This is a genomic window from Yoonia sp. D2-7, assembly GCF_055809435.1.
Window position 1 is genome coordinate 963,043 of sequence record NZ_CM147912.1, and the last position, 12,430, is coordinate 975,472.

Sequence of the window (12,430 nt, forward strand, 5' to 3'; positions counted from 1 at the left end):
AGTACGCCTCTTTCATCACATAGAATTCGGAACCGGTCAAGCGCGCAGATGCTTTCTGCGCGGCGGTTCCGTTCATCCATTTTTTGAAGGAGAGCCATGACGTAGCCTGGGTTGAGCCCGGCTGCGCATGCAAAAGCTATGACAGACAACACAGAACTTCTTGAACTAAATTCATCCTTGAGCGGAGCACCCACGCCGCTCCAGCCGAAACCAACGGACCTCAAGGCCGCGGTATTGAACGACAACTTGGCCGTCTTAGATGACATCGGAGACCTGCCTCCGCTGCCCAGCCGAGCAACGCGCCGGATTGGGAAGCGTAACAAAATCAGTTCCCGAGGCGGCGTCCTCGTACAATTGCCCAGTTGGAAAAGGCCGAGAGTTGTCTACTTTGAAAGCAAGCTGGAACAGCGTGTTCTGTTTGTGCTTCTGGCGCGGGGCGATGTCATCGATCTTTGGGAACAACCGCCTTTGGTCCGGTACTTCGATGACCAGGGACAGCCAAAACACCACTTCATCGACTTCTACATTGTGCTTGAATCTGGCAGGCGGATCGCGATCGTCGTCAAACCCGCCAGGATTGCGGCGCGTACAAAGTTCATGCGGGAGCTGCGGAACATTCGCACGGCAATCCGGAAGGACTTTGCCGATGATCTCGTGTTGATCACAGACCAAGATTTTACACGGGATGAGGCGCTGAACGCAGAGCGGTATCATGATTTTTCACGTCATCGATGTCCTGCGACGTTCGATCAACTGCGCGCACTTGTTTCGACAACTTCGTTCCCGACGACAGTGGGGGATTTGGCGCGAGCCTTGGATGCCGGCAGCGGCGGTTTTAGAACGATCTTCATCGCAATCTACGAGGGCCTACTGACCGCAGACCGCACGTCAAAGATTGATGCAGAAACATCGATCCTCACGGGAGCTGCACAATGAGCCAAGCGACGGACTACACAACATTTGATCGCTTGACGGTTGAGCCGCGGAAGTACCAATGCGTGGCGGTCACAGACATCGGTGCCACGTATGAGAGCACGGATACGCCGATTGAGAGGCTGTTCTTCACCTTCGAGGAGCTACGCCAAAAGCTCAAGCAGCCTGATGTGTTGCTCGAACGGGAATATTTTCTTTCCGGAGCCGCTGAGACCCGCGAACTTGCCAACACCGACATTATTGGCGCACTACCTCTGAAGGTGCAGATAGAAGTAGTTTGGCGCTACGCATATGTCAGCACGCTTTTGCAGTTCTTTGCACTCGGGCGCGCGAAACGCACAGAATTCCATGTCAACGCGGTCCTTGAGGAGATTGAAAGGCTTGTAAACAAGCAAGCCAAAGCGGTGCAAGGCGGCTGGACACCAAAGCGGGCGGGCAAAGAAAAGGTGTACCGAGATGCGCCTTGTGCCAGTACGGTTTTAGAGTGGGTGCGCCGCTTTGAGGCTGCAGGCAATTCGCCTCTTGGCCTTGTTCCGCGAACGCATCTCTCTGGCAATCGTAATCCGCGCTTCAGCCTTGTCGAATTGCGCATGCTGGGAGAAGCCATCGGTAGTTATTTAACACGCAAGCGGAGGTCAAAACGTCAGGTCGCAGCCGATTGTAAAGCCAGCTTTGATGCGAAGAATAAGCAGTTTGAGCAAGATGGCCTGCCGTTGCTTCAAGTCCCCTCGAAACGAATGGTTGAGCGGGAAATCGCGAAGCTTGATCCCTACACAACCTACGCTGCGCGACATGGAGTTGAAGCTGCCAATCGAAAGTTCCTTTTGTATGAGGAAGGCATCGACGCTGCTTACCCGATGGAGCGGGTGGAAATCGACGAGTGGCAGGTTGATCTGATATCAATCTTGGCACAGCGCGGGGCCTTGGCAGGGCTTTCTCCGGAACAGCTTGCCGCGCTGCCACGGGGGCGACGCTGGCTGTACCTTGCGATCGATTGTGCGACGCGCTGCGTGGTGGGCATGAGATTGGCGGTCACGCCTAACTCGGAAGATGCCGTTGCGCTTTTAGCCGATGCAACCCGCGATAAGAGCGATTTGGCTGCTGCAGCCGGATGTAGGTCCGAATGGGGACACTGCGGCGGGCTTAAAACCATCGCGACAGACCTCGGTGCAGCTTTTATCGACGACAGGTTCCATACCGCAATCTTCGACGCATCTGGTCTACCAGAAACCCCAACGGGTGGGTTACCGCATCTGCGGTCGCGTGTTGAGCGGATATTCGGGACGTTCGGTACAAACCTGATGCCTGGCCTCGCGGGGCCGACATTTTCTAATCCAAAAGAAAGGGGTGACTATCCGTCTGTGGAAACGGCCGCGATTACAGATGATACCTTAATACAGATGCTGATCCTGTACGTGGTGGACGTCTATCACAACCGGCCCCATCGGGGTCTCAAGGGAGAAACACCCAATAACTGCTGGAAGAGGCTGGCCGCAGAAAAAGGTGTCGTTCCCGATGTCCCAGAACGCATCCGGCGACGTGCCTTCGGCAAGAGCCTCACGCGCAAAGTGAGCGGCAAAGGGGTGGAGGTCTTCGATATCCACTACACTTGTGCGGCCCTGCGGCGTTTCCATCTTCATAGCCATGAAGAAGAGGTCGAGATCAAAGTTGATCTCAACGACATCGGCTGGATCATGGTGCGTGTTGATGACACTTGGTACCCCGCCAAAGCAATTCAGAAGTGCTTCGACGGTGTTTCCTACGATGACTGGAAAAAAACATCACGCCAGCTTGCGATGAAGTATCGCGATCAGGCGACCATCCACGAAAGCACGGTTGCTGAGGCGCTTGCCAAGATCGTCGCGTTGAATGCGGCAGACGAGCACACCTTCGGCGCGCAGCTACGCGCGGTGACACCTTACGGCCTGCGGCGCGGCATGGATGATTTGCATCTTGGTTTGGCCATCGAGCCAGATGATCCGGAGCGTTTTGATCTCCCGCCCGATGACGACCTGTTCGGCCACGTGGTCCCATTGCCGCAGTCAGACAGCGGTGGCGGAGGTGCGACCTTCGAAGCCGCCGAAACCAGCAACTTGGAAACCGATACGAGCGACATTGACCGCGCTTCCACATGGAGCTTTGACCATGACTGATCTTAACAACATTCACTTCAAGATCGCAAAACTGCGGGCAGAATTCATCAAGAGTGAACCGTACAATCGGCTTTGGGACCAATTTGACCGCCAAATTCAACGCAGGAGGGCAAATCTATCTCTTGGTCTGTATGGTGAAGCGCGGGGGCTGGCGGTCGTCGGCGCCCCCGGTAGCGGCAAGTCGACCTTGGTGAACCGGCTTTTGACCCAGTATCCCGATTTGTCGCAACCCCGGCCTGAACAGATGAAGGCTGAACTCATCAGTCTTCTAGTGCCATCACCCGCGACATTGAAATATGTCGGCTCCGCCATGTTGTGTGGGCTTGGGTACCCCCTGACACGGGACAAACCCGCGGGGTTTATCTGGGATCAGGTGCGGGATCTTTTGCACAAACGGGAGACATTGTTTGTTCACCTTGATGAAGCCCAAGACCTCTTTTCGACCAAGAATCTGAACACACGAGGCGATGTCGTCAATACGCTCAAATCTCTGATGAACAACCGCGTCTGGCCTGTTGGACTGATCCTATCCGGTACCCCCAAGATGCTGGAAATGATTAATTCCGACGATCAACTGAAGCGACGCATCGATATGATCAATCTCGATGCGGTCTCTTGGAGCACGCATGGCACAGAAGTCCGAGAGACATTCTTGGCGTATGCCGCCAAGGCGGGGTTGGGCATTTGCCCAGAGCTGCAGCTCAACGACTTTTTACCACGACTGGTCCACGCAGGTTGTAATGAGCTGGGGTTGATCATCGAAATGATCCTCAGCGGCATCGAAAACGCGCTACTTGCTCAGGGTGATGCGCTTCGTATTGATCACTTTGTGGACGCTTTCCAGCGCAAATCAGGGTGCAGCAGAGGTCTAAATATCTTTGTTGTCTCAGATTATCTGGCAATCGACCCGCGCGCGGTGATGCGCAAAGCTAACCATCCGGGAGGGGGCGACCGATGAGCATTCAGCACACGTTATCGTTCCCCATTCAACAGTTTGAGACCGCGACATCTTATGTGTCGCGGCTCGCGCTCTGGTGCGGTTTGGGCAGCCCGTCTGATCTGTGTCTCGACTGGGGGTTTCGATGGCAGGATTTTGTGCGCGGCGATGACGCCTTGTTTGAGAAGGTTGGAGAACTTGGTGGGGCTCGTGTCGCTGATCTGAAGCGTTGGGCGATCCGCACAACAGGATCAAACCGATTTGAGGTCTCGGGCCAACAGGGGACACGTAATTCGCTGATACGGTCTCGTTTACGCGTCTGCCCGCAGTGTCTTGTCGAGGACTATCAGCAAGGGGGGCGTTGTGGTCGGTATCGCCGGTACTTCTGGCAATTTGCATCGGTGCGAACATGTGCCGTTCATAACGTGCCGCTGCTGTCGATCCCGCCTGAGAAATATACGATACTCAACTATGACTTTGCCGGGCAGATCAGTCAGCATTGGAACTTTGTTAATCGCGCTGCAGATGAGGGCGAGGAAAGGTTGTTCACACCGTTTGAAAGCTACATATTGCAACGTCTCGAGGGGAAGCTGTCTGTCCCGTTTCTGGACGATATGCCAATGCACCTTGCCACGCGTTTCTGTGAGGTCTTGGGATTTGTTTTGTTGGTGGGTCCTGGTCGGAAACTCTCATCTGGAACCGAGGATGAATTGTCGAAAGCGGGGCAGCTTGGTTTCGAGGCATTGGCGGACGGAAAGTCGGGGCTTTATGCGGCCTTAGACCAACTTGTCACGCCAATGGCTGTGCGAACAGTGCGGCATCAAACTGACTTCGGCGCATTGTTTGAATGGCTGCGAAGTTCAGCGCTCGGGGATGAGTTCGAAATTTTGAAGGACGAGGTTCGAGAGTATATCTTTCGGACCTATCCACTGCGGGTCGGTGATATGGTCTTGGGCAAGCCCTGCGAAAAGGAAACGACGTTTACCATTCACAGGGCCTGGCAATCACTTGGTATCCAGCGCAAACGCATGAATCGGGTTTTGATCGCGGAAGGTCTTGCCGCGAAACGCACCGAAGACAATGCCGTTTGGTTGAGTGAGGGGCTTAAGTCTGCGGATCTGGACCGGTTTTCTGAAAGGCTTGCCAGCCGCTTAACAGCTAATGACGCGGCAAACGTCTTGAATATCAGTGGTGAAATGCTTCAGGGCTTGCGGGACGCAGGGATCCTCACACCCATTTCGGACGCTCTGGATGTCATTCCAAAGTACCTGCAGCGCGACCTCGATAGCTTTTTGATGAATGTGTCAAAAGGCGCTGACCACAAGGCGCTGACTGGCGAGAAAAGGGGATCAGTCATCGACGCGTCTCGACGTGTTCGCTGCCCCAGCGCAGATATCGTTCACCTGATCTTGGAAGGCAGACTTGCAAAGGTCAGTCGGGACGAAAGCATCAGAGGTCTTGCTGGGCTCACGATTTGTCTAAAGGAGTTGCGACAGGTTTTACCGCCGTTGGAAATGGCGGCCATCCCGAAAGGCGAGGCATCGCGGCTGTTACGGGTCACATATCCGACGATCAACTATCTGATCGATGAAGGGCATTTGACGTCACAGCGTGTCAGAAACCCCAAGTCCCGGCAATTTATTGATGCGGTTTGCCAGGACAGCATCGCTGATTTTAGCAAGGCCTATATGACCCTTGGTGAATTGGCGCATCGATACAAACGCGCCTCTGGCCCTCTGGGGTGTCATCTCGAAGCGAAGGGCATTTGCCCGATTGAGACCCCGCCGAGGATCAGCTGGTACTATGAGCGAAAGGGCCTGGATCGGCGCATTCAAAAGGCAGGGGTTTCGCTCGCCACGGAAACAAAGCGAGAGGGGCGTCAACATGCGTAGCGCGGGGTGATATCTCAACCTACTGGTGCTTCACATAACGCCCGTTAAGGGGTTTTCATGGTCTGTTACGGAATCCGACCAGTCAGTTCGTTTTTAATTGGGACTCCTAGCGTAGATGTTGGTGATAGCTATCAAAGGCTTCATCATCATGAATATTAATTCCAACAGCCAGAAGTTGGCAGATTTGCTCTAAGTCGCCCTGATTGAATGTATCGAAGATTGTGATCTTAGGTGAATGATCAGTTTTGCTATGAGGCCAAATGATCCTGAACCAAAGCACGACAGAACAGCTACTATTTTATCATAAATGATTGTCCTCATACGTTGCGAGTGTTGCTAGTTAATCACTCGGATTAAATGTCTATATTCCGCCTTGGAAATGAGCAATTTTTCGCTCAAATGGATCAAACGATAAGTTGATTCTAATGAGAGTGAATATGAGAAATGAAGAAAATTATTTTGATGACCGCCGTAGTCTTTAGTCTTTCAGCATGTGCAAAGCGCCCAGACGCTATCGCTCCGGTTTCCGTAGGGAATGCATTTGACAATATTTCCTGCCAAGCAGCCCAGGAGAAATTAACGATTGAAAAAGCAAATTTAGCCGCCTTGTCTGAAGCTCAGAACTCTGCAGCTACCGGGGATGCGATTGGCGTGTTTTTGATCGGTTTACCTGTAGGCAGCATTACTGGTTCGGATCAAGAGGGCGCAGTGGCCATCGCTAAAGGTCAGGTTCTGGCTTTAGAAAATCGCTTGTTAAGCTGCCAATAGGCGGCTTCTAGCTTAGCTAGAAAAATTCTATCAGTAGGCACTCTTGCGGAGCGATCTGGCTTTCGTTCCGCAAGCTCGTTGAATAGACAGCGCATCACAGCATTCAGCGCGAAATACGTCACACTGGGCGAATTGGCTAAACAATGTCGCCGTGCAGTTGAGCCGTTAGGGTGCCATCTCGAAGCCAAAGGCATTTACCTATGTTGCCACACTTTTTGCCGCTTCGTTTTGGGGCATCACTTTTGCTCACGCGCTGTCGCGGTACTATGTAGTCGGCGGAGCTGTGCTAGTCTTACAGGACGTCCCCCCCGGCAGCCGTAGCCACCGGGAGGGGTTTAACCGAGGAACGACCCACGCGACACATAGTCCGCAAGCCATCCCCAGTAGTGTTCAGCGTCGGTAAGCCCTGCTGTTGCGCTGCGAGGTCTCCAGCGGGCCATCGATTGAGTAACCTGAGACATAGTCCTCGAAGGTCTCCCAAACCTCAAAGCGGTGTTCAGGGATATCGTCCAGCGGGTGTAGCAGAACGATTGATCCGCCCTTCAACCCCTCAAGCACGGCAGCCATTCAGCAGTGCCAGCATGAGGATAATGGTTGCAAGGTAGACGCTTTCGAGTAACGGGCCCAGCTTCGAAACACGGCCCTTTGGCTTGGAAAACATCCAAACCAGTAGTGAATAAAACATAGGTAATCTCCATATCGCATCTATTTTTGATGCATGGATTTCCTCGGTTTGGTTGGGGCGAGTTTGGCGTTAGACCACACGGAAAAAGATAGATTTAGCCTTGTAATTCGACCGCACCGAGCGCAACCTAAGCGGGCGATCGCTAGTTCGGTCCAGTTTAATTGTGTGATTTTATTATGAAATATAACTTAGGCACTTTTCTGATTGTAGCACTTCTTGCGTTCCCTCAGCCATCAACTGCTCAGGACCTAGTACCGTTCAAGCGGCAAATGATTCAGCAATCCATTCAACGATACCCAGGCAATTGTCCATGCCCCTACAATCGGGCGAGCAATGGCTCGAGATGTGGGGGGCGGTCTGCTTGGTCGCGTCCTGGAGGTAGATCTCCGATTTGTTTCGCCGAAGATATTACGGACTCGATGGTAAGGTCGTGGATGGCACGAAATAATATGCAGGTAACTCGACCAAGTACGAGCATTCAAGACTCGACCCGTGAAACTGTGCGCAGAGTACAGGTCGAACTCAATCGAACTCGGTTGCGAACTTGGAACACCTGACGGGATCGTCGGCCCGAACAGTAGATCTGCTATGGCGGATTTTTCAGCCGCCCGCCGGATCGAATTGAGTATGTCAAACTTTAGGTCTCAACTGTTTTTACGACGCTTACAGGGCATTAGCTTGGAAGTTTGCAGGAGCTGATCACATCTGTGGCGAGGGTGAGGTGGGATTTGAAGTCCAGGTTCCGCGATGTAGGTGGGGAACCGGGTCAGTTCAATTTGGGCTAACTCAAAGCGGTACCCTTTTGTGCCCAAAATCTATCACATGCGCCAATTCGAGATGCTAACGCTTACGAGGTCTAATACGCATGTCTGCCGAGCGTAACGGTCCGCTGAATGCCGACAGTTCAAAAGGAAAACTTAATATCAATGCTGACCTCTAATAGAATATGCTCCGAAGCTACTTTTTCCGACACCGGTAAGGTTAGCGATCGTCACTTCAAAGCCCAACCTACAACGAGACATCATCCATCTTTGACAATGAACCGACCTCGAAATTCACCACGTTCGGCGCCTGTATCGGCCAAACCTACGGCACTTCCCCCTAGGAATGCTGCATCTTCGTCATAAAAATCGCCTTCAAGCCGAATGCTGACATTGAGATCTTCAAGGTCGGAGACGCCCAGCTGCCCCTCAAGAATACCGGAAAAGCTGTAATCTAGATCAACATTTGCAGCAGCGTCGAAATTTGTCTGCTCAAGTGTCAGTACCCCCGCGATGAGAGAAGCATCACTAGTGACGAAGTCAGTTGCTTCGCCATCAAATTGCAAAGTGCCGGTTGAAAGGTCGGTTCTGATGGCAAGGGCACCGGCCAAATCTATTGGCGTGCCCTCAATCAGTTCGAGTGAGCCAGACAGAACTCCCACGTAGGCTGCAGATCCAAGGCTGGTTATCGAACTGGGGTTTGTGAAGGTCAGTTGAGAAACTTCGGAAACAAGCAATGCTTCCGTCGCGAAGAGGCCTAAGTTTGGTGCCTGAACCATCGGATCTTCAAAAGCTCCGGTGCTGCCGCCACACCCACTCAGTAAAACTGGTGAAGTGATCAAAAGGATATTTAGATATCTGGCTGTCATCGGAGTCATACCTCAAAATTCGTTCGACCGGTTCTATATCGGGAATGTATAAACTTCGGCTAAATGCGCTGAAAAATAGCCGAAATTGCCCGGAAACCCCTGACGCAAACTTTCATAGAATTGGTCAGAAGCCCCAAGTTTCTGCCCTATTTGCGGCACAACGCTGCCTTGCCATTGAAGCACTTCTTCTGATGTAACACGGAGAAGATTGATGCTTAATTCGCGGCTGGATATTTCAGTATCACACCAAACTGAGAAATCTGGGACAATCACCGATAAGCACTTCGGCAGCGTAATGGTTAACAAGTACGGCGCTGAACTGCACGTCGAACAGGTAGACAAGTATGGTCTAGATTTTTTTCGGTTCCCCGGGGGCACAATTGCGGAACACTCCAAGGTCATCAACGGCACCTTGGTCCTCAACAATCAACGCGTTACCCATGAAGCGTTGAGCGGAGATCGGTCAAATGTAGGCTTCGATCTTACCCATCCCGAATTGATCAGTCCCCTTGCATTGTTTGAGGAGGGAAATCCGAATGAACGCACTGGTGTTGTGACGTTTAGCGAGGCACTCGCATTTAGCGTTGAACGCGACACCGAGTTTAACCTAATCATCCCAGTTCAGCGCTATTTTTTGGACCGAGACCTGACTGATCCGGCAACTCTTGATCATGCCATTGCGACTGCTCGTTCTGATGTTGAAACCTTCACAGCCCGGTTGAAAGGTGGCTATTTCAACGATGGGATTTTACCAAAGACGTTGCTCTTCGATATTGGAAATGAGCCATATTCGGACCCGTTCGGTTACGCTATCATTGCTAAAGAGATGATCGACACAATTGAGACTGAACTCGCTGGAGCTGGGATCAGTTATGAGATTGGCATTCAGATGGGCAACGGGTCGAATACTCACCGGAAATTGCTTGAAGATGGATACTTTGACGCCTTGCTAGATGAAGGTGAACCGGCACTGGAGAGCATGGCGGGTTTTGAAGCATCTGATCAGCATCATGCCGAGTTAGATGAGAGAGTGTTGCTGGTCGACCAAGCGATGGCGCATATTCTGGACGACACCCTCTCAAGCATAGACTATGTCAGGCACCATCACCTCGCAGTTGATATCGAGATGCTCGAAGATGAAGAAGCAATCTTTCATCAAAGGGAAGAGATAGCCAAATTCTGGCAAGATTCCATCGCGGCCTCAACCGCAGACCATGAGAGACCGGAATACTACGTCTCCGCTTGGACAACTGACGCAAGTAATTCGGATAACGTTGCCTACACCCTAGCTGGAGCAACGAACGTGTTGGGGATGTTTAAGAACTTTGCTGAAACCGGTGTAGATCGAGCCGCTCTGTGGGGCCTTGTTGCATCCTATAATTACGAACCACAAGACATGTTGCCCACGGTAGTGTCGGACTTCCGCTCTGACATAGTATCTCCATCACTAAATTTACTTACCATGCTTGCTGAAAACATAACTGAAAGCGAGTACTTGGACGTCGAGAGCTCGTTTACTACGGATTTGCTGACGGATCAGCACTTTTTTGCATTTGAAGGTGAAGATCAATTTACGTTCTACGCGTCCGCCGGAGAGCTCAACAATGATAGGCTGAACTTGGATCTAAGACTAGCCGGGGTGTCGTTGGATATTGATCTCGACGTCCAACACTTAAAGATACTCGACGCGTCAAGCACAGGTCACTCCGAGATCGTGGATGAAACCTATACGATCCAAGATGGAGAATTGTCGGTCAGATTTGATCAGGACTATGAGATCGTTCAAATTGTGGCACCCAAAAATGCGACACTGTCGAAATACGAACAAAACCTGATGAACAAGGTCGAAACCTCCATCCACGGACTGACGAGCCCCAATGAAATTCGTGGAAACGACAGGGGCAATAGTATTCTGGGGACTGAATTCTCAGATGTGATTTTCGGCAGAGCTGGTGACGACGCCTTAAGTGGCGGAGGTGGCCGGACCAACTATTTTAGCGATGGACTAGAACTCGACAGCACCGATAGGTCCGATTTCTTATTCGGGGGCGCAGGTGATGACGTGTTACATGGATATGATGGCAGTGATGTCCTGCATGGAGGTGATGGTGATGATTACCTCGTTGGAGGGGGCGGAGCCGATACGTTCATCTTTACGAAGGGTGACGATACCGTTGAAGATTTTGACTATCGCATCGACCAACTAAAGCTCTCGGCAGGATTGCTTGATGGTGATACGAATGATCTTGGTCGCCTGATTTCGCATGAAGGTGAAGACTTAGTCTTTAATTTCGAGGGCGACCATTCCTTAACATTGCTAGGTGCAGGTCAACTAACTTCAGTTGACCTCAATCTTACCACAGATGCGGATCTAGTTTTCTGACAGAGTAAAGTAAGGGAGCCTCACCTTCGGACATTAGTTCCTAAAATATCAACAATGTTAGGCGGTTAGTTAAATCTTTTGTTAACCCTAGCCTGCAAGGTTGATGCCCGAGCAGTCACTAAACTTATCAACTCAAAAGACCTAAAATACTGTGTTCCCTGTAGCAGGGTCACCACGACGAAAAAGAGAAAAAGGGCGCCTCCCCGCATTCGGGGGGCGCTCCTTTTAGAGGGTTCGAAATTAGTTTACAAAATTGGAGTGATAGTAGTTGGCGTCGCCACAATCATCTTCCTGACTTGTTAGAGCGACTGCTGCGAGCACTGCTCGGATTGTAAGCCACTGGTCAATTAGTGCTTCCAGCTCTTCCTTTGAGCCGATCACCATACCGGACTTAATTCTTCGTTCATAATCTGAATACATCTAAAAATCCTTAAGATTTGAGCGCCTCTTAAGCTGCGATGGTAAATTTTGAGTTAATAGCGATCTGTTCCGTAGTATATCGAGAGACATACAGGTGAGCTAATCGAGACAGTCCATAGATCAATATTTGCGAAGTGCCTTAACAAAGTGACCTGATAACACTTTTGGTTCGACAGGACCTACGTTGCTTCGAAGCGGCGCTTGATCGTCATTTCTTCAGGCCGTTAATCCCAAACGTTGGAGGGAGGGTCAAAGGCGAGATAGTTCGTTCACGGGCGAAACGCTGAATTTTCGCCCCGCTATCTTCGAGAGCACCAAGCGCTAACCTCAAAAATGCTTCTGACGTCGCTGGGAAACCATTCTTGTTTGCTTCGATAGCTTCGTGAAAAGCCCGGAGCGCTTCTGTTTGATCAGCAGACTTCATCTTTTCACCACCACGTTTTTCGAAGACAGCTTTAACCTTTGCTTAATTGATTAAGAATTGATTAACGACAGAGGCCTTCCAAACATCGATGACATCTCGTCAGTCTTTGATTTTAGGGTTGGAGACGATGATTGCTGCGAGCGTCCAGCACACTTTTGTTAACAATTCGTTAGACTACCGTTGCGGTCGATTTGGACATTGTTAA

The 12,430-nt window shown here is 51.2% G+C and carries 10 protein-coding genes; 6 read left to right on the top strand and 4 right to left on the bottom strand.

Annotation, left to right across the window (positions count from 1 at the left end; all coding sequences use genetic code 11):
- Positions 1 to 138 precede the first annotated feature (138 nt).
- From AC0L7R_RS04710 to AC0L7R_RS04730, 5 genes are all read left to right on the top strand, one after another.
- Positions 139 to 936 carry a PDDEXK family nuclease gene (locus AC0L7R_RS04710; protein WP_473659148.1) on the top strand — a complete coding sequence of 266 codons (798 nt, stop codon included), beginning with the start codon at positions 139 to 141 and terminating at the stop codon, positions 934 to 936.
- Entirely contained in the window at positions 933 to 3,086 is a 2,154-nt protein-coding gene (locus tag AC0L7R_RS04715; protein ID WP_473659150.1) for a Mu transposase C-terminal domain-containing protein, read from the top strand. Before AC0L7R_RS04710 ends, AC0L7R_RS04715 begins: the two co-directional genes overlap by 4 nt.
- Positions 3,079 to 4,044 carry a TniB family NTP-binding protein gene (locus AC0L7R_RS04720; protein ID WP_473659152.1) on the top strand — a complete coding sequence of 322 codons (966 nt, stop codon included), beginning with the start codon at positions 3,079 to 3,081 and terminating at the stop codon, positions 4,042 to 4,044. The genes AC0L7R_RS04715 and AC0L7R_RS04720 overlap by 8 nt, the downstream gene beginning before the upstream one ends.
- Entirely contained in the window at positions 4,041 to 5,915 is a 1,875-nt protein-coding gene (locus AC0L7R_RS04725) for a TniQ family protein (protein WP_473659154.1), read from the top strand. The genes AC0L7R_RS04720 and AC0L7R_RS04725 overlap by 4 nt, the downstream gene beginning before the upstream one ends.
- Before the next feature lie 444 nt (positions 5,916 to 6,359).
- On the top strand, positions 6,360 to 6,683 hold the full coding sequence (locus tag AC0L7R_RS04730) for a hypothetical protein (protein WP_473659156.1): 324 nt from the start codon (positions 6,360 to 6,362) through the stop codon (positions 6,681 to 6,683).
- 550 nt (positions 6,684 to 7,233) lie between these two features.
- Here AC0L7R_RS04730 and AC0L7R_RS04735 read toward each other — a convergent pair.
- Together AC0L7R_RS04735 and AC0L7R_RS04740 are read right to left on the bottom strand one after the other, a co-directional pair.
- Positions 7,234 to 7,368 carry a hypothetical protein gene (locus AC0L7R_RS04735; protein ID WP_473659158.1) on the bottom strand — a complete coding sequence of 45 codons (135 nt, stop codon included), beginning with the start codon at positions 7,366 to 7,368 and terminating at the stop codon, positions 7,234 to 7,236.
- 1,021 nt (positions 7,369 to 8,389) lie between these two features.
- Positions 8,390 to 8,998: a hypothetical protein gene (locus tag AC0L7R_RS04740; protein WP_473659160.1), complete on the bottom strand. Its 609-nt coding sequence runs from the start codon at positions 8,996 to 8,998 to the stop codon at positions 8,390 to 8,392.
- 211 nt (positions 8,999 to 9,209) lie between these two features.
- Here AC0L7R_RS04740 and AC0L7R_RS04745 point away from each other — a divergent pair, with 211 nt between their 5' ends.
- The gene (locus tag AC0L7R_RS04745; protein WP_473659162.1) at positions 9,210 to 11,381 is read left to right on the top strand and encodes a calcium-binding protein; all 2,172 of its coding nucleotides are present in this window, start codon (positions 9,210 to 9,212) and stop codon (positions 11,379 to 11,381) included.
- 240 nt (positions 11,382 to 11,621) lie between these two features.
- Here AC0L7R_RS04745 and AC0L7R_RS04750 read toward each other — a convergent pair whose 3' ends face one another.
- Both AC0L7R_RS04750 and AC0L7R_RS04755 read right to left on the bottom strand, forming a co-directional pair.
- Complete coding sequence (locus tag AC0L7R_RS04750) at positions 11,622 to 11,801, bottom strand: hypothetical protein (protein WP_473659164.1); 180 nt, start codon at positions 11,799 to 11,801, stop codon at positions 11,622 to 11,624.
- Between the two features lie 208 nt (positions 11,802 to 12,009).
- The gene (locus tag AC0L7R_RS04755) at positions 12,010 to 12,225 is read right to left on the bottom strand and encodes a hypothetical protein (RefSeq protein WP_473659165.1); all 216 of its coding nucleotides are present in this window, start codon (positions 12,223 to 12,225) and stop codon (positions 12,010 to 12,012) included.
- Positions 12,226 to 12,430 lie beyond the last annotated feature (205 nt).

Coding starts and splice junctions, on each gene's coding strand:
- AC0L7R_RS04735 (WP_473659158.1), bottom strand. CDS start 7,368: ATGTTTTATTCACTACTGGTTTGGATGTTTTCCAAGCCAAAGGGCCGT.
- AC0L7R_RS04725 (WP_473659154.1), top strand. CDS start 4,041: ATGAGCATTCAGCACACGTTATCGTTCCCCATTCAACAGTTTGAGACC.
- AC0L7R_RS04720 (WP_473659152.1), top strand. CDS start 3,079: ATGACTGATCTTAACAACATTCACTTCAAGATCGCAAAACTGCGGGCA.
- AC0L7R_RS04745 (WP_473659162.1), top strand. CDS start 9,210: ATGCTTAATTCGCGGCTGGATATTTCAGTATCACACCAAACTGAGAAA.
- AC0L7R_RS04740 (WP_473659160.1), bottom strand. CDS start 8,998: ATGACAGCCAGATATCTAAATATCCTTTTGATCACTTCACCAGTTTTA.
- AC0L7R_RS04730 (WP_473659156.1), top strand. CDS start 6,360: ATGAAGAAAATTATTTTGATGACCGCCGTAGTCTTTAGTCTTTCAGCA.
- AC0L7R_RS04750 (WP_473659164.1), bottom strand. CDS start 11,801: ATGTATTCAGATTATGAACGAAGAATTAAGTCCGGTATGGTGATCGGC.
- AC0L7R_RS04710 (WP_473659148.1), top strand. CDS start 139: ATGACAGACAACACAGAACTTCTTGAACTAAATTCATCCTTGAGCGGA.
- AC0L7R_RS04755 (WP_473659165.1), bottom strand. CDS start 12,225: ATGAAGTCTGCTGATCAAACAGAAGCGCTCCGGGCTTTTCACGAAGCT.
- AC0L7R_RS04715 (WP_473659150.1), top strand. CDS start 933: ATGAGCCAAGCGACGGACTACACAACATTTGATCGCTTGACGGTTGAG.